General features: G+C 59.8%; 23 protein-coding genes. 7 read left to right on the top strand and 16 right to left on the bottom strand.

Annotated features, from left to right (window positions below; all coding sequences use genetic code 11):
* Positions 1-373 precede the first annotated feature (373 nt).
* Positions 374-1,057, top strand: coding sequence for a YfdX family protein (locus JK208_RS07935; RefSeq protein WP_211575380.1), 684 nt, complete (start codon positions 374-376; stop codon positions 1,055-1,057).
* Positions 1,058-1,141: 84 nt separating this feature from the next.
* On the opposite strand, the gene JK208_RS07930 is transcribed toward JK208_RS07935, so the two are convergent.
* From JK208_RS07930 to aroQ, 4 genes are read right to left on the bottom strand one after another with little or no spacing between them, the layout of a single operon-like run.
* The gene (locus tag JK208_RS07930) at positions 1,142-1,711 is read right to left on the bottom strand and encodes an NIPSNAP family protein (RefSeq protein ID WP_211575378.1); all 570 of its coding nucleotides are present in this window, start codon (positions 1,709-1,711) and stop codon (positions 1,142-1,144) included.
* Positions 1,712-1,724: 13 nt separating this feature from the next.
* Complete coding sequence (accC, locus tag JK208_RS07925) at positions 1,725-3,077, bottom strand: acetyl-CoA carboxylase biotin carboxylase subunit (protein WP_211575376.1); 1,353 nt, start codon at positions 3,075-3,077, stop codon at positions 1,725-1,727.
* Positions 3,077-3,532, bottom strand: a complete 456-nt coding sequence (locus JK208_RS07920) for an acetyl-CoA carboxylase biotin carboxyl carrier protein subunit (protein ID WP_211575374.1) — start codon at positions 3,530-3,532, stop codon at positions 3,077-3,079. Before JK208_RS07920 ends, accC begins: the two co-directional genes overlap by 1 nt.
* Positions 3,529-3,978: a type II 3-dehydroquinate dehydratase gene (gene aroQ / locus JK208_RS07915; RefSeq protein ID WP_041112562.1), complete on the bottom strand. Its 450-nt coding sequence runs from the start codon at positions 3,976-3,978 to the stop codon at positions 3,529-3,531. Before aroQ ends, JK208_RS07920 begins: the two co-directional genes overlap by 4 nt.
* A gap of 153 nt (positions 3,979-4,131) precedes the next feature.
* Here aroQ and JK208_RS07910 point away from each other — a divergent pair, with 153 nt between their 5' ends.
* Positions 4,132-4,782: a septal ring lytic transglycosylase RlpA family protein gene (locus tag JK208_RS07910; RefSeq protein WP_211575372.1), complete on the top strand. Its 651-nt coding sequence runs from the start codon at positions 4,132-4,134 to the stop codon at positions 4,780-4,782.
* A 22-nt stretch (positions 4,783-4,804) separates the two neighbouring features.
* Here JK208_RS07910 and JK208_RS07905 read toward each other — a convergent pair whose 3' ends face one another.
* Positions 4,805-5,854 (bottom strand): YihY/virulence factor BrkB family protein, encoded by a 1,050-nt coding sequence (locus tag JK208_RS07905; RefSeq protein WP_349291971.1) that lies wholly within the window; start codon positions 5,852-5,854, stop codon positions 4,805-4,807.
* Positions 5,855-6,238: 384 nt separating this feature from the next.
* On the opposite strand from JK208_RS07905, the gene JK208_RS07900 reads away from it, so the two are divergent.
* Positions 6,239-7,378, top strand: coding sequence for a type III PLP-dependent enzyme (locus JK208_RS07900; RefSeq protein WP_283092417.1), 1,140 nt, complete (start codon positions 6,239-6,241; stop codon positions 7,376-7,378).
* Positions 7,379-7,417: 39 nt separating this feature from the next.
* On the opposite strand, the gene JK208_RS07895 is transcribed toward JK208_RS07900, so the two are convergent.
* The 7 genes from JK208_RS07895 to JK208_RS07865 form a co-directional block, all read right to left on the bottom strand.
* Complete coding sequence (locus tag JK208_RS07895) at positions 7,418-7,633, bottom strand: hypothetical protein (protein ID WP_194262264.1); 216 nt, start codon at positions 7,631-7,633, stop codon at positions 7,418-7,420.
* Positions 7,633-8,223, bottom strand: a complete 591-nt coding sequence (locus JK208_RS07890; protein ID WP_206034827.1) for a hypothetical protein — start codon at positions 8,221-8,223, stop codon at positions 7,633-7,635. Before JK208_RS07890 ends, JK208_RS07895 begins: the two co-directional genes overlap by 1 nt.
* A gap of 113 nt (positions 8,224-8,336) precedes the next feature.
* A complete protein-coding gene (locus JK208_RS07885; RefSeq protein WP_211575368.1) occupies positions 8,337-8,831 on the bottom strand; it encodes a molybdenum cofactor biosynthesis protein MoaE in 495 nt (164 codons plus the stop codon).
* The gene (locus tag JK208_RS07880) at positions 8,828-9,667 is read right to left on the bottom strand and encodes an NTP transferase domain-containing protein (protein WP_211575366.1); all 840 of its coding nucleotides are present in this window, start codon (positions 9,665-9,667) and stop codon (positions 8,828-8,830) included. The genes JK208_RS07885 and JK208_RS07880 overlap by 4 nt, the downstream gene beginning before the upstream one ends.
* Positions 9,664-10,146, bottom strand: coding sequence for a cyclic pyranopterin monophosphate synthase MoaC (gene moaC / locus JK208_RS07875; RefSeq protein ID WP_194267904.1), 483 nt, complete (start codon positions 10,144-10,146; stop codon positions 9,664-9,666). Before moaC ends, JK208_RS07880 begins: the two co-directional genes overlap by 4 nt.
* A 31-nt stretch (positions 10,147-10,177) precedes the next feature.
* Positions 10,178-11,203, bottom strand: a complete 1,026-nt coding sequence (gene moaA, locus JK208_RS07870; RefSeq protein WP_211575364.1) for a GTP 3',8-cyclase MoaA — start codon at positions 11,201-11,203, stop codon at positions 10,178-10,180.
* Entirely contained in the window at positions 11,193-12,389 is a 1,197-nt protein-coding gene (locus JK208_RS07865; RefSeq protein WP_211575363.1) for a molybdopterin molybdotransferase MoeA, read from the bottom strand. Before JK208_RS07865 ends, moaA begins: the two co-directional genes overlap by 11 nt.
* Before the next feature lie 168 nt (positions 12,390-12,557).
* On the opposite strand from JK208_RS07865, the gene JK208_RS07860 reads away from it, so the two are divergent.
* Both JK208_RS07860 and JK208_RS07855 read left to right on the top strand, forming a co-directional pair.
* Entirely contained in the window at positions 12,558-13,529 is a 972-nt protein-coding gene (locus JK208_RS07860) for an XdhC family protein (RefSeq protein ID WP_211575361.1), read from the top strand.
* Positions 13,526-14,122: an NTP transferase domain-containing protein gene (locus JK208_RS07855; protein ID WP_211575359.1), complete on the top strand. Its 597-nt coding sequence runs from the start codon at positions 13,526-13,528 to the stop codon at positions 14,120-14,122. Before JK208_RS07860 ends, JK208_RS07855 begins: the two co-directional genes overlap by 4 nt.
* Before the next feature lie 35 nt (positions 14,123-14,157).
* On the opposite strand, the gene JK208_RS07850 is transcribed toward JK208_RS07855, so the two are convergent.
* The 3 genes from JK208_RS07850 to rplM all read right to left on the bottom strand — a co-directional run bounded on the left by JK208_RS07850 (position 14,158) and on the right by rplM (position 16,413).
* The gene (locus tag JK208_RS07850; RefSeq protein ID WP_211575358.1) at positions 14,158-15,237 is read right to left on the bottom strand and encodes a branched-chain amino acid aminotransferase; all 1,080 of its coding nucleotides are present in this window, start codon (positions 15,235-15,237) and stop codon (positions 14,158-14,160) included.
* Positions 15,238-15,437: 200 nt separating this feature from the next.
* Complete coding sequence (rpsI, locus tag JK208_RS07845) at positions 15,438-15,929, bottom strand: 30S ribosomal protein S9 (protein ID WP_062028979.1); 492 nt, start codon at positions 15,927-15,929, stop codon at positions 15,438-15,440.
* 10 nt (positions 15,930-15,939) lie between these two features.
* Positions 15,940-16,413, bottom strand: coding sequence for a 50S ribosomal protein L13 (gene rplM / locus JK208_RS07840; protein ID WP_062028977.1), 474 nt, complete (start codon positions 16,411-16,413; stop codon positions 15,940-15,942).
* A 326-nt stretch (positions 16,414-16,739) separates the two neighbouring features.
* Here rplM and JK208_RS07835 point away from each other — a divergent pair, with 326 nt between their 5' ends.
* Together JK208_RS07835 and JK208_RS07830 are read left to right on the top strand one after the other, a co-directional pair.
* Positions 16,740-18,146 (top strand): hypothetical protein, encoded by a 1,407-nt coding sequence (locus JK208_RS07835; protein ID WP_211575357.1) that lies wholly within the window; start codon positions 16,740-16,742, stop codon positions 18,144-18,146.
* Positions 18,143-19,066, top strand: a complete 924-nt coding sequence (locus JK208_RS07830; RefSeq protein ID WP_211575356.1) for an SDR family oxidoreductase — start codon at positions 18,143-18,145, stop codon at positions 19,064-19,066. The genes JK208_RS07835 and JK208_RS07830 overlap by 4 nt, the downstream gene beginning before the upstream one ends.
* A 30-nt stretch (positions 19,067-19,096) precedes the next feature.
* Here JK208_RS07830 and JK208_RS07825 read toward each other — a convergent pair whose 3' ends face one another.
* The gene (locus JK208_RS07825) at positions 19,097-20,518 is read right to left on the bottom strand and encodes a mannose-1-phosphate guanylyltransferase/mannose-6-phosphate isomerase (RefSeq protein WP_194262255.1); all 1,422 of its coding nucleotides are present in this window, start codon (positions 20,516-20,518) and stop codon (positions 19,097-19,099) included.
* Positions 20,519-20,726 lie beyond the last annotated feature (208 nt).

Raw genomic sequence — 20,726 nt, 5'->3', positions numbered from 1 at the left:
GCTCCGGAAAGGCCGACTTTACGGTGCAAGGCACGGTATCGTGATTGAGGCCCCGTTCATACGGAAAGCCCTCCTTCAGGGCAAGCCATTCTCCAAATGAAAACCCCAATATTCTCATTTTTATTTCAATAAATCATTTCATGGTGTCGATAAGTTCTAAAAATTAAACTCCTTGCGCAATAAAGAGAATTGCATCTGTTAGTCACAATCCCCAAGACCTGTCAGCGCGCAGCGAGAAAACCCTGCCTGACGGGAGAGGATTCTGAAAAATATCAAAATGGACCGACAGTCATTAAATGATCGGTAATTTGTCTGATCTATCCTGATGAAATACCGCTAAGGGTCAGAACAGAATATTCACGGAGATAATATCATGAAATTCATTCCCGCCGTCGCCGCGATTTCATCCATCCTTTGCGCAACGCCCTTTGCCAGTGCTGATTCACTTCATACCCATTGGGAAAAATTCAAGGCTCACCGCGCTTTCCATCATCTTTCTGCTGACGGACAACGCGCCTTTCAGGATATTCTGAAGGCTCGTGACATTCTCCAGACGACCGGCAAGACCGAAGCCGCCATTCCGGCGCTTTATGATGCCCAGAAGCGTCTTGCCGCCGCGCAAAAGGCTGACAAAAAGTTTCAGGCTGCCGAAAACGATCTCCATCCTGCTCCGCAGCATCCCGTTATCGCCAACCATCAGCCTGTCGTCGGACAGACGGACTGGCTTCCGGTCGGCGGTGAGTTCGTCGTAAGCGAGACGTTGGCTCCTGAAAAGAAAGCTGCGGTCGCCACCGCAAATGCGCAGTTGAAGTCTGGCAATACGGATCAGGCTGCCCAGACCATGCAGGTCGTCGGAGCCGATGCAGATTTCATTATGGCGCTGGCCCCACTTACACCGGTGCAGGGTGCAGTTTATCGGGCAACCGTCTTCACCGAAGGGCATAACCCTCAAGAGGCTGTCGCTGCGCTGACACAGGCCTTGGAGTCGGTTGTATTCGTTTCCGAAAGCACAATCGAAACACTGGCCCCTGCTGCTCCGGCTTCCGCCAAGAAGTAATTTTTCGAAGCACGGATCTAAGGCATAAAAAAAGCGGTGCAGGCTCCAGCCTCACCGCTTTTTTTCTATGTTATTCGGAGCGTCTTAGCGCCAAGCGGAATCTTTGGCCGGAAGCAGAATCGCATTTTCCATCATGTTCAAGCCACTTCCGATTTTCGGCGGCCAGATCCCACTCGCCACAGCCTGCGCCCTGATTTCCATCCGTGCATTCATATCGGCATAGGGCCAGATATGAGCAAGGCGTGGTGTCCCTTCGAGAGAAATCATCCCGCAGACTAGCCCAGACAACTCCAGCCGTGGCGGGAGAGAGGCCACAAAGGCTTCCTCCACATCCCCCACCTGCCCCAGTTTCAGCTCGTAGCAGCGCCATTCATAAACGCCACCGTGCGCCCCGGCGGGAAGCAGAGGCGAAATGAGACGCCAGCTTGTGACATCGACGCTCTGAATCGCGTCTTTGGGGATCGCAGCAAGAAGCTCGGGTCGCCCATCCAGAAGACCGGCATAGGTGTCGGCGGTCCGGAACAGGACAACCCGGTTGAGCACACCGATCTCGCTCACCCAGACGCCAAGTCCATCACGCCCCGTGAGCGCAGAAACCACCACAGGCAGCTGCCCGATCCGGATATCAAGGATAATGGTTTCCGCGTAACTCATAGGTGACTCCGGTTTACTTTCCTGCCTGCTGGGCAGCGACGAAATTTTCCAGCCAGTGGATGGTGTAATCCCCTTTCTGGAAAGAAGGATCAGCCAGAATTTTCTGATGGAGCGGAATGACCGTTTTCACGCCATCCACCACACATTCGTCCAGAGCACGCTGCATGCGGGCAATGGCTTCGGCGCGCGTGGGGGCATGCACGATCAGCTTGGCGATCATGCTGTCGTAATAAGGTGGGATGCGATAGCCAGCGTAAATCGCGCTGTCCATCCTCACACCCAACCCACCCGGAGCATGGAACACCTTGATCGTGCCGGGGCTCGGCATGAAGGTTTCCGGATCTTCCGCATTGATGCGGCACTCGATCGCATGACCGGACATTTTGATGTCCGACTGCGTGTAACCAAGCGATTCACCAGAGGCGATCCGAATCTGCTCACGCACGAGATCCACGTTGCAGACCATCTCCGTCACCGGGTGCTCAACCTGAAGACGCGTGTTCATCTCAATGAAGCAGAACTGGCCGTCCTGATACAGGAACTCCAGCGTGCCCGCATTGCGATAGCCCATGCGCGAAAGGGCCTCGGTCGCGGTGCGGCCAATTTCCTCACGTTCGGCGTCCGTCAGGGCCGGTGAACCGGCTTCTTCCAGCAGTTTCTGGTGACGACGCTGGAGCGAACAGTCACGCTCTCCGAAATGCACGACATTGCCATGCGCGTCGCCAAGGATCTGAAGCTCGATATGACGCGGACGGTTGAGATACTTTTCGAGATAGACCTCGTCATTGCCGAAAGCCGCCCGGGCTTCGGCACGGGCCACCGACCAGGCCTCTTCGATGTCGTCCGCCGTCATCGCGACCTTCATCCCGCGCCCGCCACCACCGGCAGCAGCCTTGATGAGGACCGGATAGCCGACTTTGTCCGCAACTTCACGCGCGGCCTGCAAGTCAGCCAGACCGCCATCGGACCCCGGCACCAGCGGCACACCAAGCGCGCGCATGGTCGTCTTGGCGGCAATCTTGTCGCCCATCGTGCGAATATGTTCAGCAGTCGGACCGATGAACGCGAGACCGTGTTCTTCCACGGTCTCGGCAAACTCGGCATTTTCCGACAGGAAGCCATAACCGGGATGAATGGCATCTGCTCCCGTGATCATCGCAGCCGAAAGGATGGCGGCAACATTTAGATAGGAGTCGCGCGCGCTCGGCGGACCGATGCAGACGGCTTCGTCCGCAAGGCGCACATGCATCGCATCGGCGTCTGCCGTCGAATGCACGGCAACGGTTTTGATGCCCATCTCGCGGCAGGCGCGCTGGATCCGCAGCGCGATCTCACCCCGGTTGGCAATGAGGACCTTGGAAATCATTACTCGATGATCGCCAGTGCTTCGCCGAACTCGACCGGCTGACCGGATTCGACAAGGAACTTCGTCAGGGTGCCGGCGCGGGGGGCCTTGATCTGGTTGAAGGTCTTCATGGCTTCGATGAGCATGATCGTCTGACCCGCAGTCACCGTCTGACCTTCCGTCGCAAACTGCGGGGAAGCCGGATCGGGCGTCAGATAGGCAACGCCCACCATAGGGCTTGGCACCATGCCCGGGTGCTTGGCCGGATCGGCCGGAGCCGCAACAGCGGCGGCAACAGCCGGAGCCGCGGGTGCCGCAGCAGCCTGCACCGGAGCAGCAGCCTGCACCACGTTCACGTTGCGCGCCACGCGGATACGGCTGTCCGCTTCGGAAATCTCGATTTCGGTCAGGCCGGTCTGTGTCAGAATATCGGCCAATGCCCGGATGGCATCCTTGTCCACGAGCATACGGCTCATCCTTCGTCTTCGATCATGTCGGTTATTGCCTGAAGCGCGTGCGCATATCCCCTGACGCCGAGGCCACAGATCACGCCGATGGCGGCCTGCGAGACGTAGGTGTGATGACGGAACGGCTCCCTGCGATGAATATTGGAAATATGAACCTCAACCACCGGCAGCTCGACCGCCAGAAGCGCATCGAGCAGGGCAATCGAGGTGTGTCCGTAAGCTGCGGGATTGATCACGATTCCGTCTGCACGGCCGCGACACTCCTGAACCCAGGACACAAGCTCACCCTCTCCGTTCGTCTGGCGGAAATCAATGGCAACATCAAGCCGTTCGGCAGCCTGAATGCACACCTGCTCGACATCGTCGAGCGTGGCGTGACCATAGATTCCGGGCTGGCGAAGACCCAGCATATTGAGATTCGGACCGTTGAGAACGGTAATCAGAGGGCGTTTCATCTGGCCGCGCGATAGCACTTTCGAAGCTGTCATGAAAGCGTCATTGCCCTATTGCTGCCGTCTTCAGGGTGTCCAAAAGGCGACAGGGCAGCATTTTTGTGCTATCAGGTGCAATCTGAGCCCGTCCCGTCCACTGGAGAAGAACCTGATATAGTGCGCTTCAACCTGTCTGCCCTTCGCAATCCCCTAGGCTTCATCCCCCTGCGCAGCATGACATTTGCCGTAGCGCTTGCAGGTCTGGCCGGTCATCACACCGCACATGCGAGTGACGAGTCCGCCATTGATGGAACGCCGAGAACAAGCTGGGCAGACTCCGTTCGGGCGGCACTCTCCAACCGGGCCCATCAGGCCGCACATGCGTGGTCCCAGCATGGCATGGCAAGCTGGTACGGACGGCATTTCCACGGACGGCGCACCGCAAGCGGCGCGACATTCAACACCAATGATCTGACCGCCGCACACCCTTCCCTCCCCATCGGGACGAAGCTGCTCGTGACGTCACAGGATACGGGACGGTCGGTCGTGGTAACGGTCAATGACCGTGGCCCTTTCAACAGCCGCATCATTGATCTGTCCCACGCTGCGGCCGCGAAAATCGGCATGCTGGGCGCAGGAACGGCGCATGTCACGATCGCGAAAATGACGGAAGCAGTTCCCTCCCCGCAGTCCAGCTCCGAGCCTGAAGTGGCGGAAGCCGATCCGTCAGATACCAGCGCACAGGCGATTGAAGCCTCAGGTACCAATACAGCCCCTGCCTCTCCGCGGGGCAGCGCATCACAGCGTATCCCGCACCATCACCACTGACGCTGAACGTCTGGTCTGATCTTCAGGCCAGACTTGTTTCTTCCGGGGGCACGGCCTGACTTTTACCGGCCCGGGCCTCAAGGCTGGCGTTCAGCTCTGCTCCGAACAGCACGACATACGCGCTCACGAAAAGCCACATCATAATGGCCGCGACAGCGCCGAGGGGCCCATAGGTCGCGCCATAGCTGGCGAAATGCGCGACATACCATGAAAAGCCAAGAGACGTTGCGACCCACAGGATCGTCGCAAGGATCGAGCCCGGAAAGATCCAGCGCCATTCTGTATGCACGCGGCACGGCGCAAAGCGGTACAGCAGCGTCACGGCAATAAAGACGAACAGCAGCATCAGAACCGGCGCAAGCGTATGCACGATCATTGGCGCGCCGTAGGACAGCAGAAAATTCACCGGGAATGGCGGATCGCTGAGGAAACTGACGTGGCGCGGCAGGTAATCCACGAGTGCGGGGGCCGCCACCATGAGCGCCAGAGTGAGCGCAGCGCCCACGATAGCCGTGAGCGTGGTTGAGAGCGCGACAGCCTGAAACTTCAGAAAACTCCGTGTTTCCTGCGCATTATAGGCCATATTCAACGCGGAGAGGATCGACTTCGTACTGGCCGAAGCGGACCACAGGGCCACCGCCAGCGAGAAGATCAGCCCGATTGTCAGCGACGAGTGAGGCTGGGAAATCAGTTCGTGAATCCGGTCACCGATCAGGGCATAGGCCGATGGCGGCAGGAGATGCCTCAGCACTTCGAGTTGAGGTTCGACTGACTGGAGATCAAAGGCCAGACCATAAAGGGAAATCAGGCTGGAGATGGCCGGGAAAAGCGACAGCGTGGCGTAAAACGCACATCCCGCCGCAGAAAGCGAAGTCTGGCTGGAGCCGACTTCGGCGAAGAGATGCTTGGCGACAACCCGCCAAGCAGCATGATGAAGTCTGTTCTGGGATGATACCACATTCGGATCAGCCGCATCCGTAGCAGCAGGTGATTGTCCCGACTCCGAAGATACGGCTTGTTCCGGCATGACCCGGGAGCCGGAAAGGGTCGCAGATTCGGATGTCAAACTCACGCAGGGTTTTTCCTCGGCAGTGTCCTGTTGGGGCAGCGGTCGCGCTCATGACAGTCCGGAGCGAACGACATGAGCATGTACCTACGCGGAAGATGCCTTCAGCGTTCCGAATTCGCCCTGATTCAGTTCACCAATATTGGCAAAAGCATCACAATGCAAAATTAGCGGTTGCACGACGGGGCATTTGGTCCCATATGCCCGCCTCACGCAGCAACGCACGTGCCACTGGCCCACTCGAGGTTACGCAACGACGTCAAGCGTTCTGGCCTTCAGGAATCCACCCGTTACGGATTCCCGCTATTCGCCGGTCCGTTCGACCGTTTCGCAACACACTCGCAGGGCGATATCGTTCCCTGACGAGTCCGGTTCTGGGAATTGAGTGTCATGACTCCCAAAATCTCACGCTTCCTTGCCGAGCAGAAGCCGGCAACCCCTTGCCTCGTCGTCGATCTCGACGTCGTGGGCGCGCATTACCGTGCCCTGCACGACGCGCTTGGGGAAGCGAAAATCTATTACGCCATCAAGGCCAACCCGGCCCCGGCCATTCTCGAACGCCTCGTCGGGCTGGGCTCTTCCTTCGATGCTGCTTCCATTGCGGAAATCCGCATGTGCCTCGATGCCGGTGCAACGCCGGACCGGATCTCTTACGGCAACACGCTGAAGAAGCCGGAATGGATCCGTGAAGCGCATGATCTGGGCATCAGCCTGTTCGTGTTCGACAGCATCGAAGAGCTGGAAAAGCTTGGCAAACATGCGCCCGGCGCACGCGTTTTCTGCCGCCTTGCGGTCGAGAACGAAGGTGCCGACTGGCCCCTGTCCCGCAAGTTCGGCACCACGCTGAACAATGCCCGCACGCTCATGCTGCGCGCACGCGAACTCGGCCTGAAGCCTTATGGCCTGTCCTTCCATGTTGGCAGCCAGCAAACCGGCGTTGCGGCTTATGATCACGCCATCGCCAAGGCGGCTGGCCTGTATCATGATCTGCGCGCGCAGGGCGTGGACCTTCAGATGCTCAATCTGGGTGGTGGCTTCCCGACGCATTACCGCGAGAACGTGCCTTCCGTTCAGGATTTCGCCGACACGATCCACGCGTCCCTCAAGATGCATTTCCCGGATGGTGCGCCGGAAATCCTGCTGGAGCCGGGCCGCTATATGGTCGGACAGTCGGGGGTCGTGTCGAGCGAGGTCATTCTCGTCAGCCGACGTGGCGGTGCCATCACCGATCCGCGCTGGGTCTATCTCGATATCGGCCGTTTTGGTGGACTGGCGGAGACAGAAGGCGAGGCCATCCGTTACACGTTCCGCACCTCCCGCGATTCAGAAGACAGCACCCGTTCGCCATGTGTCGTGGCCGGTCCGAGTTGCGATGGTGTCGACATTATGTACGAGAAGAACCGCATCCCGATGCCGGATTCGCTCGAATGTGGCGATCGCGTCGAGATTCTTGCTACCGGCGCGTATGTCTCGACGTACTGCTCCGTCGGTTTCAACGGCTTTCCGCCGCTGACCGAATACTACATCTGAAAGCACTGTCTCCGGTCCATCCGTGGGCCGGAGAAGGATTTACCCCCTGAACGTCTCTTCCAGACCAGACTGGTACCCCAGTGCGGACAGGAGGTCGTCGGCGGAAATTTCAAGATTGACGCAGGCCAGCCAGCAGAAACCAACCACGCCTGCGAGCAGCAGCAACAGACAGACCGTCATATGTTCCAGCTCCTCAAAGCCCGGAATGCGTGATGCAACGCCGTTCCGGGCAGTGCGCCTGCCCAGCGACATCATCAGTGCATCACCCGGTTCGCTTCGGGCGCTCTCTCACGCTGGAGAGGGCCGCTATCCTGCGGCCACAGGACGCGCATCCGCGACGGGCTGACGGAGCGCCAGCGGCTGATTGACGACAATGCTCCGCCGCCTGAAATCGTCGTCTCGTCTTTCAACAAGGTCTTGGGGAGCCAATGCCCTGCTCCGGCGAGGCAATCCGCCAGGAGCGTCAGGGCCGTGGCAAGACAGCCCTGTACGAAACGATCGGGAAAGACTTCCGCCAGCAGGACGAAAACGTCACGCTGGCCTTCATTCTGGGCCGCGACGATCCCGCGCAGAAAACGCTCCTCCAGCACCGTCAGGGACTGCATGCCCGGCGCATTCACCGCGAGCCCCGGCTGTCCCGCAACATTCAGAAGATGGACGGCGTCCGAAAAAGCCCCCTCCGCAGCATCGAGCGCCGGGCGGAAGCAGACCGGGAACAGGCCGTCGGTCGTTTTTGTCTCAGGACAGTTTGGCAAACGGTAATGGCTGATGAGGCAGCGGATGCTCCACAGCGCCAGCCGTTCACAGCAGCAGAGATCGGACAGAGAAAGCGACAGCCGTGTCATGGGGATAACTCCGAATCAGCAGGACCGGACTCATCCTAATTGAGAATGATTTGCAATTACAACTCAAAAAGACGCTGCGGAACAGAAAGCTTCTGCTCCGCAGTCAGGTTCAGTCAGTGATGATGATGGCCACACAGTCCATGATCATGGTCATGAGCATCCGTCTCGGAGGCACGGGGCGCCGTCTGGCAGTGGTGGCACGCCACCCATTCGGCATCCCCATCCAGATAATATTCCTTCTTCCAGACAGGAACCCGGTGCTTGATCTCGTCGATGATGTAGCGGCAGGCCCGGAACGCCGCATCGCGATGCGGGGCTGAAACACCGATCCAGACGGCGACCTCCCCGACCTTCAGACTACCCGTCCGGTGCATAGCCACGGCCTCGCTGATCTCAAAGCGTTCCAGCGCTTCAGCGACGATCCGTTCGCCTTCAAGCTGCGCCAGTGCTTCGTAGGATTCATATTCCAGACCGTCCACGGGGCGGCCATCATTCCTGTTACGGACCCAACCCTCAAAGGTGCAGAAGCCGCCTGCCTCTGCCAGATGCAGATCCTCACGCAGCAGGTTCAGATCCACGGGCGCAGACGCCATCCGAAAGCGGCTCATCCTCCCGTCACCGGCGGAATGAACACAATGTGGTCTCCGTCCTTCAAGGGCTGCGTCCAGGGCGCGAAATCGCCGTTAATCGCCACACGGAGCTTCGAGGCGTCGAAAGGAAAGGCGTATGTCGCACGCAGTTCCTCATAAAGCGGCCCGACGGTTGCGAATGTAGTCTCAAGCGTCTGCTCGCGCCTTCCGGCCAACTCCCGGAGCTGTGCGAAATATTCCAGTTTCAGGCGCATCATCGGCCCTCCTGTCGGGTGTTCCAGACGCCGGGACGCATCCTCGCGTTCCTCGGGCGTGTTGATATTGTCGAGCGCGCCACGGGCATAAGGCTCCAGCAGCTTGGTCGGACTGTTGATCAGCAGCTTGCGCGGGCAGGTCCGGCCATCCAGAACCTGCTGTTCCAGACGATCGAGCGCTTCGGGTTCCCAGATGGCACAAAGCGGCTCCGGCAGACCGTCATGTTCGCTGCGATAGGCAACTGCGACGTCTGTGGCCTCCCGCCTTGCGATCAGATTCTCCAACGTGCCCCGATCCAGCATCGGCAGATCGCAGGCCAGCACCAGCCAGGCGACATCAGGATGTGCCAGATGCGCGGACAGCAGACCGGCCGCCGGGCCGTCGATTTCCACTGAATCGACGATCTGGGGGAAATCGGCCCGAAGAGGATTTTCCGTCTGGTCCGGACGCACCGAGACGAAACATTTTTCCACCAGAGGCGACAGGACGTCGAAAGCCGCCTGAAGCTGCGGCTTGCCGTGATAGGTGAGCGCGGCCTTGTCCGTCCCCATGCGTTTGCTGGCCCCTCCTGCAAGGATCAGGCCGTAGAGTGGCTTCACGATTCGATCCTCTGGAAGTCGCGCTTGCCGCCTGCCTTGCCCATCAGCCGGACCTCGCGGATGACCATGTCGTGGGACATGGCCTTGCACATGTCGTAGATCGTGAGTGCCGCTACGGACGCGCCGGTCAGGGCTTCCATTTCCACACCTGTCCGCCCCTTGCACGACACCCGACAGTCGATCACCGCCTCGTCGCCCTCAATCGTGATGTCTACCCGGCAGCCGCTGAGAGATAGCGGATGGCACAGTGGAATGAGCTGCGATGTCGATTTCACACCCATCACGCCTGCAATCTGCGCCACGGTCAGAACAGCACCCTTGGCCGTCATGAACCCGGCGTCAGACAGCGTCTGCGCCATGTCGGACGGGAAAACCAGACGGGCCTGCGCATGGGCGCTGCGCTCGGTCACGTCTTTGCCGCTGATATCGACCATGCGCGGATCTTCGCCGTGCTCGTTGACATGGGTGAGCGTTTTCATCGTGTTCGATCTCCCGATCCGACTACCGTTTCTAACCGCCGATATAGTTCATCTCAATGCGGCGACGTGCTGGTGCGTCCGTAGACGCAGCCCGCTCCTCACTATACCTGTCCGTCCGCTGGCGCCACACCCCGGCCAGCAGCGCACGCAGGGCCGTATCGTCTTCGTCGCTACGCAAAAGTGTTCGCAGATCTGTCCCTTCCGACGCGAACAGGCAGGTATAAATCTGCCCCTCCGACGAGAGGCGCGCGCGGGAACAGTCTCCACAGAACGGCGCAGTGACGGAAGAAATAAACCCGACTTCTCCGCCCCCGTCGCAGTAGCGGTATCGTTGTGCCACTTCCCCACGATAGTGCGCGTCGACCGGTTCGAGCGGCCAGCGGGCGTCAAGCCGTTCCAGCAGTTCACGCGACGGAACCACTTCCGCCCGCTCCCAGTGATTACGCGTTCCGACATCCATGTATTCGATGAACCGCAGCACGACGCCACTGTGGCGGAAGCGTTCGGCCAGTGCTTCGACGCCTGTATCGTTCAGGCCGCGCTGGATGACGGTGTTCAGTTTCACGCCGCCTGAAAAACCTGCCTGCGCAGCGCTATCGATGGCCTCCAGAACCGGCTCAAGCTGCGCGCGGCCTCCGCTCATCCGCGCAAAAACCGCCGGGTCCAGACTGTCGAGACTGACCGTTACACGATTCAGCCCCGCCGCTTTCAATTCCCGAACATGCCGCTCCAGCAGAACGCCGTTCGTGGTCAGAGCAACATCTTCCACGCCCGGGATGGACGCCAGACGTGCTATGAGGTCCGGCAGCTTCGGACGCAGAAGTGGCTCGCCGCCTGTCAGGCGCAGTTTGCGCACCCCGAGCGATACGGCCACGCGCGCCACGCGTTCGATTTCCTCGAAGCTCAGACGCTCTTTGGGTTCCAGAAAGCGGAAATGCTCATGATAGGTCGCTTCCGGCATGCAGTACGGGCAACGGAAATTGCACCGATCCATCACGGAAATCCGCAGATCATGCAACGGACGGCTGAAGCGATCGGTCAGGGCGTTACCAGCCATGAAACAACACGGCCGTTCCACGGGGCGACACACCATCCCCACGCGACAGTTCCACAAACCCGTCCGTTGAGGCCAGAAAGCTGAAATCCCCAGATGTTGGCATTGGACACGGCGTTGCGCGCGCCTGCCCAGTCGCATCGTGATGGAGTTTTACAGGCAGAAAACGCGTCAGGGTCGGGATCAGTTCGGCATCGGCGTCCAGCATGACCGTGTAGGGTTCGGGGCGGCTCAGTCCCTGCCCGGCCAGAAGCATCGGCATGACGTAACGCACTCCGCAGGTCGTGGCGGAGACCGGATTGCCCGGTAGCCCGAACACGCGCTGCCCCTCCGGCCCGACCCCGAACCATAACGGCTTGCCCGGACGCTGCGCCACCTTGTGGAACACCCGCTCGACCCCGATTTTCGACAGCGCTTTAGGAACGTGATCGAAGGCCCCCATCGAAACGCCCCCACTCAGGATCAGAACATCGTGCCGCGAAAGCTGTTCGCGCAGCGCCACGATCGTCTCCGCGAGATCGTCGGGCACGACGGAGCGTTCAATGCAGTTTAAGCCGCGTGACAGGAGCGCGCCAGTCAGGGCGAATTCGTTGGACCGGCGGATTTCCCACTCGCGCACAGGAGCGCCCACATCCACGAGTTCGTCGCCCGTCGCCACGATCCCGATGGAAGGAATCCGCGACACGCTGACCTGCGCATGCCCATTGCCCGCAAGAACCGCAAGCGCCGGACCGTCCAGACGACGCCCCGGCGCCAAAAGCTCCGTTCCGGCGGCACAATCGGAACCCCGGCGATGGATGAACTGGCCCTTGCGCGGCTCATAGCCCTCTTCAAAACGGATCAGCCGTCCTTCGCGGACAAGACGTTCGACCGGCACCACAGTGTCCGCCCCTTCCGGCAGGACCGCGCCCGTCATCACTTCCAGACAGACAGGACCGTCCGGCAAGACCTGCCCCGGCGCACCGGCGCGCTGGATTCCATGCGAAACCAGCGTCTGGCCGCTGCCGTGACGATAGGCAATGCCGTCCATCATCACACGGTCATAAGGCGGCTGGGCGCGCTCGGCATGGATCGTCTGCTGAAGCACGCGACCGGCCGCCATCGGCAGATCCACCGTCTCGGTCCCGAAGCTGCCGGCATAATCCAGCACCAGTTCCATGGCCCGTGTAACGCTCAGGAGATCACTCATTTCCGCTCCGGTCGCTGGCGCGTGTGTTGCGCTGGCTGAAATGCCGACGCCGCGTTTCCTGCCGATATAGACCTCATGGCCCACGGATCAACAGTCTGTGGGTGAAAGGGTATGTCATAATCGTCTTTGGCGTTACCCTGACGCCTTCAAAGCGCATCAGGGACCCCCATGACGGACGCGGCACAGCTCTCTCCCCTTCCCCAGTGGCCGGACTATGGCCTGACAGACGACCTGCTTCCCACACTGGAACGCTGGGCCGCTGAGGGGAAAAAGGCGGCTCTGGCGACACTGGTCAGCATCACGGGTTCTTCGCCCCGCCCGCTGGGAAGCGAAATGGCGATCTGCGAGGACGGGGAGGTTCAGGGCTATGTTTCGGGCGGCTGTGTAGAAGCAGCCGTGCGCGTCGAGGCGCTGGAATGTCTGAAGGATGGACAACCGCGAACGCTGGATTATGGCGCGGGCAGTCCGGTTCTGGACATCCAGCTTACCTGCGGCGGGCGGATCGGTATTTTCGTACGCCCAATCCCTGATCTCGCTGCTCATGTTACTATCCGCAGAACCGCGCGGGACAACCGCCGCCCCCTCACCCTTGTCACGGATCTCGACAGCGGAAGCATGACGTTCCGGGATGAGGAGCGCTTTACGGGACAGGAAGCAGGCCGTTTCTTCCGTTCCTACCTGCCGCCCTTAAAGCTGGTTCTGGCAGGGGGAGATCCGGTCACGCTCGCGATCCTCAACCTGTCCGCTGCCATGGGACTCGAAACCATTCTGATCCGGCCCTACGGACCACCCGAGCCTCCTCCGGGACTGCCCCCGACCCGTTATTTGCGGGGAAATCTGGAGGCTGCCCTCCCGACGCTGCCACTGGACCGATGGACGGCGGTTTACAGCCTCACCCATGATGCCCATTCCGATCTGATGCTGACGGCATATGCGCTGAAATCAGACGCTTTTTGCGTCAGTATTCTCGGCAGTCGCCGCAAAATTCCCGGACGTTTGGAAGCTCTCAGGGCAGCGGGCGTCCCTTCCGAAGCCTTTGATCGACTGCACCTGCCCGCCGGGCTGGAGATCGGCGCACAAGCTCCCATGGAAATCGCTCTCTCCATCCTTGCCCAGATGATCGCAAAGCAGCCTCAATGAACCGCCACTCCGCTCTTCTTCTGGCCGCGGGGGGCAGTACGCGCCTCGGACGGCCCAAGCAGCTTCTGACTACCCATGGGGTGCCATTGGTGCGCCATATCGCAGAACTGCTTCTGGAAACGGGGCCGGAGCGCCTTGTTGTCGTGACGGGTGGCGCGGCCACAGAGACACGTCAGGCTCTCGCAGGTCTCGACAGTGTTCTTGTGCAGAATGACGACTGGAAAACCGGCATGGCGTCTTCGCTCCAATGCGGATACCGGGCGCTTGGAACAGATCCGGGCCTCCTGTTGATTGCCGGCACGGATCAGCCATGTCTGACATGCGAGCATCTCAACACCCTTGTCAGACAGGGCAACAATCATACGGATGTCGTCACAGCTTATGGAGAGGAAGGTCGAGGCATCCCAGTCCTGCTCAGCCCTGCAACGCAACTACGCCTTGCCGATCTGCGCGGTGATACCGGCCTGCGCCAGCTCTGGAAAAACGGCGCCAGCACACCGGCTTTCCTCCACGCTCCCGAACTCGGCTTCGACATCGACACGCCCGAGCAGCTTGATGCTGCGATCCGGGCGGGATGGATTGATCGAGACTGAAAAGCCGGGCTCGTTATGAACCCGGCTGGCAGACTTCAGGAAATACGATGAATCCAGCCATGGACGTCATTCGTCCGGCCGCCCTGCACATCCGTCAGGGTTTTCTTGAGCTTCTGGGAGACCGGGCCTGGCGTTGTTCCATCCCCAAACACGGCCTCGCCCGACGGACGGACAAACTTGCCGATCGGCGAGAGAACCGCCGCCGTGCCGCAGGCAAACGCTTCCGTATATTTGCCCGAAGCCGCACCTTCAAAAAGCTCGTCGATGTCGACAGGCTCTTCAATCACCTCAATCCCCTGATCCGCAGCAAGCTGGATCAGGCTGTTGCGGGTGATGCCGCGCAGGATGGTCCCGCCCAGAGGCGGCGTGACGATCTTGCCGTCCTTGCGAACGAACATCACGTTCATGCCGCCCATTTCCTCAACGAAGCGACGCTCACGCGCATCAAGGAAGAGGACCTGATCGCAGCCCTTCTCCTTGGCTTCAGCCTGAGCAATCAGGCTGCCCGCATAGTTGCCGCCGCACTTGGCTTCACCCGTGCCACCGATCGCAGCCCGCGTATAGTTTTCGGACACCCAGACGGACACACAACCGGAACCGAAATAAGATCCGACCGGACAGGCGATAACGATAAACAGATATTCGTTCGCTGGCTTCACGCCGAGGAAGACCTCGTTGGAAATCATGAACGGCCTCAGATAGAGGCTCTGCCCCTCTCCAGACGGCACCCAGTCCTGGTCCACGCGCACCAGTTCATCAACAGCCTGCACAAACAGATCTTCCGGCAGTTCCGCCATTCCCATACGACGTGCGGATTCGGCAAAGCGCGCTGCGTTGGCTTCCGGGCGGAACGTGGCGACATGGCCGTCCTTTTCCCGATAGGCCTTCATGCCCTCGAAGATCTCCTGCCCGTAATGCAAAACCGTCGAGGCCGGATCGATGCTCAAGGGGCAGCGCGGCGTGATTTTCGCGTCATGCCAGCCCTTGTCCACGGAATAGCGGATGATGGCCATGTGGTCGGTAAAGACGCGCCCAAAAGAGGGATTGGCCAGCAGTTCCGTCCGCTTCACGGGATCGGTCGGGGTTTCGGTCTTTTCGATGATGAAAGGCGTCATGGGAAAACACTTCCGAAGATTCTGGTCTTTTAAAACAGCGGACGCACTCTGCCATACATGGCTCACGCTGGCGATACGGAAGATTATTTCTTTTTTGGATTTTTTTACGAAATTAAAATATCTGCTACCCTCTAAATCAGGCACAAAAAAAACCCGACCATTTCTGGTCGGGCTTTTCGTCGTTCGGGAAGGCTGAAAAATCAGCGCTTCGAGAACTGGAAGGAACGACGTGCCTTTGCACGGCCGTACTTCTTACGCTCGACGATACGGCTGTCACGCGTCAGGAAGCCAGCAGCCTTCAGGATGCCGCGCAGGCTCGGCTCGTAATACGTCAGCGCACGGGAGATGCCGTGACGGACGGCGCCAGCCTGACCGGACAGACCGCCACCAGCGACCGTGCAATACACGTCGAACTGGTTGTAGCGATCGGAAATCAGGAACGGCTGCGTGAGAAGCATACGCAGAACCGGGCGGGCAAAATACGTCGTGACCGGACGGCCATTGACGATGATGTCACCCTTGCCAGGCTTGATCCATACGCGGGCCACGGCGTCCTTACGACGGCCGGTTGCGTAGGAACGGCCCTGGGCGTCACGCTTGACTTCGTGAACCGGGGCAGCGTTGGAGGTAACGGCAGGAGCAACGCTCGCAAGGTCCTGCAGCGTGCCGGTGCGCTCTTGGGTCTCGGACATGATACAGGCCTTACGACTCGTGGGTTACGGTGTTTTTGCGGTTCATCGCAGCAACGTCCAGCTTGACGGGCTTCTGGCCGTCATGCGGGTGCTCGGAACCGGCATAGACATACAGGTGCTTCATCTGGGCGCGCTGCAGAGGACCACGGGTGATCATGCGCTCGACAGCCTTCTCGACAACTTCACCCGGGTGCTTGCCCGTGAGACGCTGCGTGATGGTGCGCTCCTTGATTCCACCCGGATGACCCGTGTGGTAGTGGAACAGCTTCTGTCCGACCTTGTTGCCCGTGAGGACAACCTTCTCGGCGTTGATGACGACGATGTTGTCGCCGCAGTCAACGTGCGGGGTGAACTGCGGCTTGTGCTTTCCGCGCAGGCGGGTGGCGATGATGGTGGCGAGACGGCCGAGAACGAGCCCTTCGGCGTCGATCAGCACCCAGTTCTTCGTCACCTCCGCTGGCTTCAGCGAACGTGTGGTCTTCATTAGTGACATTCCAGCTTGGGGTGCGCCCACAAAGGCCGCACCGTGGATGGCGCCTGCGGTCAAAACGATATCCGAAGACATCCTCCTTCCCACGAGGCGGATCAGGTGGGGCCTTATTGCCGCCTGCGGCGCGCGCGTCAAGCCCCGTTCACACATTGAATTATGTGATTCGCAGCAGTTTTCAGCCATTTTTGGCAATATGGTACCCCATTACCGCAACAAAAACGAGGTCCGCATTGCTCCATGTCACGACAATGGTATCCTGCGGCCACACAGAACGTTCGCGCCCGACGCCTGTGCGGGGCCGTTTAGACAGGAACATCAACGTGAAAAAACCCTGGCTCGCGGCGAGCCTGATTTCAGTAACGGCTGTGATCGGCCTGGCCGGTGTTCATCACGAAGCCCATATGGAGCTGGTCCGCGGTCTGTCGAGCTTCCGGGCGGCCCTTCCGCCCGGAACCACATTCACTTACGGAACCGCCACACCGTCCATCCTCGCTCTCGGCGCCACCCTGACGGATATCACTCTGCGCGACGGGTCCATCACCCTGCGCGCCTCCCGGATGCGACTGGGGCACCCCCGCCCGATGCCAGATGGCAGGCTTTCCATCCGCGGCGTAGAAGTCCGCGAACCCTTTCTTCAGACACCGACCCAGATCATTCACGGCAGCACGCTCAGCCTGCGGAAGCTGATCCTGCCAAAAGCACGGGAGGCGGCAGAAGGACATTCCCGCATCGATCTGGCGCATGTCACCCTTGCCCACGGGCAGATTGAGCAGCTTTCGATCCAGAATCTCGCGCAGTCCTCGCCCCCCGCCCCCGTGAACGTTCACAGTCTCTTCACCCGACGCCTGATAGTGGACAATTACGGACCGGCCCTGCTCACAACCCTGCGGGCCGATGCTGCAACAGTGGCTTACGAACGCACGCTTCAGGCTCCCGGTCATGATCCGCAACTTGTCAGCGGTCAGGCCAGTCTGGAACGGCTCGATCTGAAACAGGTCGATCTCGCAGCACAGGTCGCAGCGCTCTGGGACCATCTTCCTCTCCCATCACAAATGGCGCCTCCCCAGAGCTTTGCGGCCCATAATTTCAGACTGAACATGACTTCTGGCCTGTTCCGGCTGGACGATCTGCACGGGACAGGCACTCTGGAAAACCAGATCGCGACCGTGACGCAGGATCTGAAAGGCTTTCACTTTCAGAGCGACGAAAAACTGCCTTTTCACATCAACGGTGCGGGCTCGACCGCGCATTATGTACAGGTCTCAAACCTCGCGGATCACACGTCCCGAACCAATGCCACCCTGGCAGTTCCGGGTTTCATGACCCTCACCGCCGATGCGCGCACCATCCAGACGGACTTCACAGAAAGACATCCGTCGCAACAGCAGTTGCTTCAGTCCACGGCTCTGCAGAACATCACAATCTCTCTGCAAGGCGATCGGCTTCTTGATGCCGGTTTCCTTCTTGCAGCGCGACAGATCGGAAACGGCACCACCGCAGAGCAGATCCGCGAACAGACCGCACAGGTCCTGCAGGCGGGCCTTTCCGCCAATCCGGCTCTCGCAGCGATTCCGGATTATGTGGAACATCCCGCAGGCCGTACTCTGACGGTCACTTATGCTTCCGCAACGCCGATGTCCCTGACGGCGCTCAATGCGGCCATGTCTTCGCCCGCTGCAATGCTGACGTTCCTCGCCTCCCCCGATCTGAAGGCTTTTGCACAATGACGCCCGAAGACATCACACCTCACACGCCACTCAGTAACGGCCCGGTCTGCATCATCGGCGCCAGCGGACGCTCAGGAGCGGCCCTGTGCCGTACTCTTCTGGCACAAGGGCAGAAGATCATTGCCGTCGTCCGCAGTCAGGGCAATCTGGCGCCGGACATCGCACAGGCCTGTCAGGCCGTCCGGATTGCCGACCTGACGAACCCCGCCACGCTGCCGCTGGCCTTCGAAGGTGCCGCGATTGTCGTGAATACCGCCCACGCGCGCCACCTGCCCGCCATTCTCGCAGCCACGACAGCGCCCATCGTCGCTCTGGGCAGTACGCGTAAGTTCACGAACTGGCCGGACGATCACGGACGTGGCGTTCTGGCCGGTGAGGCTGCACTCCAGGCAGATGGTCGCCCCTCGATTCTGCTACATCCGACCATGATTTACGGTGCTCAGGGCGAAGACAACGTGCAAAGGCTGGCCAAGCTGCTGGAACGTCTGCCGGTCATTCCGCTGCCGGGCGGAGGGCGCGCCCTTGTGCAGCCCATCGACCAGCGCGACGTAACACGGTGCGTCGTTGCAGCCATCCGCCTCATTCAGAGCGGAGATGTCTCAGGCCCTGAGAGTATCGTCATCGCAGGCCCGACCGCTGTGGCATACCGGACCTTTGTTCGAATGGTTCTATATTTCGCTGAGCTTGGCGGACGCCCCATCATTTCCCTACCGGGATGGATGCTCATGGCGCTGTCTCATGTCACGCGACATATCCGCAGGCTGCCCCAGATTGCCCCGGAAGAAATCCGCAGACTTCTGGAGGACAAGAACTTCGATATCGGCCCGATGGAACATCGTCTGGGGGTGACGCCCATCCCGCTTGCCAACGGGCTTCATCATCTGTTCGGGCGCCGCACCCCGGAGAAGCGTAAACCCTGATCCGTTGAAGATCAGGGTTCACGGCCTGCCTCAGTTGCGGGCGTAAACGTCTTCGATACGCACGATATCGTCTTCGCCCAGATAGGGTCCGGACTGGACTTCGATGAGCGTCAGCGGAATGCGGCCCGGATTCTCAAGACGGTGCACACAGCCCAGCGGCAGATAGACGCTCTCGTTCTCACGAACCATGATCTGGTCCGTATCGCGTGTCACGAGCGCCGTACCGCCAACGACGACCCAGTGCTCGGCACGATGGAAGTGCTTCTGCAGCGAGAGCTTCTGTCCCGGCTCGACCACGATCCGCTTGACCTGGAAACGGTCCGCCTGAATCAGGCTCTCATAGAAGCCCCACGGGCGATACATGCGGTTATGCGCCACCGCTTCCTTACGGCCCGCCTTCTTCAGACGGTTGACCATGTGCTTGACGTCCTGCGCACGATCACGATGCGACACCATGACGGCATCCTGCGTCACAACGACGACCAGATCTTCAACGCCAGTGACCGTGGCAACGATTCCGTCCGACCGGACATAGCAGTTCTTGGCGCCATCAAGGAAAACATCCCCAAACGTGGCATTGCCCGCATCGTCCTTGGAAGACAGATCCCAGAGCGCATCCCAGCTTCCGATATCAGACCATCCGAACGTGCCCGGCACCACAGCCGCACGCTTGGTGCGCTCGGCAACGGCGTAATCCACGGAGATATCCGGAGCCTGACGGAAGCTCGCATCATCCAGCCGGTCGAAGTCCAGATCGCTGTGACGGGCCTGCACAGCCTGTCCGACATGCTCATAGATGTCCGGCTCGAACGTCTTGATTTCGGAGAGGAAAACGCTGGCCTGCGTCACGAACATGCCGGAATTCCACAGATAGCGGCCATCACGGAAGAAAGCCTCTGCGGTTGCGGCATCAGGCTTCTCGACAAAGCGCGACACTTCGAAAACACCATCCAGCCCCGGAAGAGGCGCGCCGCTCTCAATATAGCCATAGCCGGTTTCAACGCGCGTCGGCTTCATGCCAAATGTCACGATCCGCCCTTCGGCTGCCGCAGAGACTGCCTGTCCCAGAGACGCATAAAGCGCAGCTTCGTCGGTAATCGCGGCATCCGCAGCCATGATCCACAGAATAGCGTCCGGATCGGTTTCGGCCACGAGAAAGGCTGCTGCCGCAATGGCGGGCGCGGAATTGCGGCCGACGGGTTCAAGCATGATCCGGGCATTATCGACACCGACATCCCGCAACTGTTCCGCCACGATAAAGCGATGCTCGGAATTACAGATCACGATCGGTGCCGAGAGTTCCGCACGGACACCGCGCAGAGCGGTTTCCTGAATCAGAGTCCGTTCCGTCAGGAGGGGCCAGAACTGTTTGGGATAGCTGCTGCGCGACACTGGCCAGAGGCGGCTGCCTGATCCACCGGAGAGAATGACTGGAACAATCTTCTGAGACATAAGGGGGCTCACGCTTTTTCATCCAGGAGATGGGGGCCATACAGCCTACCCGAATGACCGGCACCATACATGAAGGTGAGAGCTATTCCAATTTTGCTTTACAGATACTTTCGCCAAATCCAATATTGATTTAATATTAATGATTACAACGCACAAAAACGAGTCCGGAAAGCGGTAGAGATTGACTACCGACAGTAGCAGGTCTTCT

The sequence above is a fragment of the Gluconobacter sp. Dm-74 genome (assembly GCF_018256135.1).
Taxonomy (GTDB): Bacteria; Pseudomonadota; Alphaproteobacteria; order Acetobacterales; family Acetobacteraceae; genus Gluconobacter; species Gluconobacter cadivus.
Note: the sequence above shows the minus strand (reverse complement) of the source record. Positions and strands in the feature narration are given on the sequence as shown.

Excerpts from the sequence above, each read along its gene's own strand:
- JK208_RS07935 (WP_211575380.1), top strand. The coding sequence starts at position 374 with ATGAAATTCATTCCCGCCGTCGCCGCGATTTCATCCATCCTTTGCGCA.
- JK208_RS07930 (WP_211575378.1), bottom strand. The coding sequence starts at position 1,711 with ATGAGTTACGCGGAAACCATTATCCTTGATATCCGGATCGGGCAGCTG.
- accC (WP_211575376.1), bottom strand. The coding sequence starts at position 3,077 with ATGATTTCCAAGGTCCTCATTGCCAACCGGGGTGAGATCGCGCTGCGG.
- JK208_RS07920 (WP_211575374.1), bottom strand. The coding sequence starts at position 3,532 with ATGAGCCGTATGCTCGTGGACAAGGATGCCATCCGGGCATTGGCCGAT.
- aroQ (WP_041112562.1), bottom strand. The coding sequence starts at position 3,978 with ATGAAACGCCCTCTGATTACCGTTCTCAACGGTCCGAATCTCAATATG.
- JK208_RS07900 (WP_283092417.1), top strand. The coding sequence starts at position 6,239 with ATGACTCCCAAAATCTCACGCTTCCTTGCCGAGCAGAAGCCGGCAACC.
- JK208_RS07895 (WP_194262264.1), bottom strand. The coding sequence starts at position 7,633 with ATGATGTCGCTGGGCAGGCGCACTGCCCGGAACGGCGTTGCATCACGC.
- JK208_RS07890 (WP_206034827.1), bottom strand. The coding sequence starts at position 8,223 with ATGACACGGCTGTCGCTTTCTCTGTCCGATCTCTGCTGCTGTGAACGG.
- JK208_RS07885 (WP_211575368.1), bottom strand. The coding sequence starts at position 8,831 with ATGAGCCGCTTTCGGATGGCGTCTGCGCCCGTGGATCTGAACCTGCTG.
- moaC (WP_194267904.1), bottom strand. The coding sequence starts at position 10,146 with ATGAAAACGCTCACCCATGTCAACGAGCACGGCGAAGATCCGCGCATG.
- moaA (WP_211575364.1), bottom strand. The coding sequence starts at position 11,203 with ATGGCTGGTAACGCCCTGACCGATCGCTTCAGCCGTCCGTTGCATGAT.
- JK208_RS07865 (WP_211575363.1), bottom strand. The coding sequence starts at position 12,389 with ATGAGTGATCTCCTGAGCGTTACACGGGCCATGGAACTGGTGCTGGAT.
- JK208_RS07860 (WP_211575361.1), top strand. The coding sequence starts at position 12,558 with ATGACGGACGCGGCACAGCTCTCTCCCCTTCCCCAGTGGCCGGACTAT.
- JK208_RS07855 (WP_211575359.1), top strand. The coding sequence starts at position 13,526 with ATGAACCGCCACTCCGCTCTTCTTCTGGCCGCGGGGGGCAGTACGCGC.
- JK208_RS07850 (WP_211575358.1), bottom strand. The coding sequence starts at position 15,237 with ATGACGCCTTTCATCATCGAAAAGACCGAAACCCCGACCGATCCCGTG.
- rpsI (WP_062028979.1), bottom strand. The coding sequence starts at position 15,929 with ATGTCCGAGACCCAAGAGCGCACCGGCACGCTGCAGGACCTTGCGAGC.
- rplM (WP_062028977.1), bottom strand. The coding sequence starts at position 16,413 with ATGAAGACCACACGTTCGCTGAAGCCAGCGGAGGTGACGAAGAACTGG.
- JK208_RS07830 (WP_211575356.1), top strand. The coding sequence starts at position 18,143 with ATGACGCCCGAAGACATCACACCTCACACGCCACTCAGTAACGGCCCG.
- JK208_RS07825 (WP_194262255.1), bottom strand. The coding sequence starts at position 20,518 with ATGTCTCAGAAGATTGTTCCAGTCATTCTCTCCGGTGGATCAGGCAGC.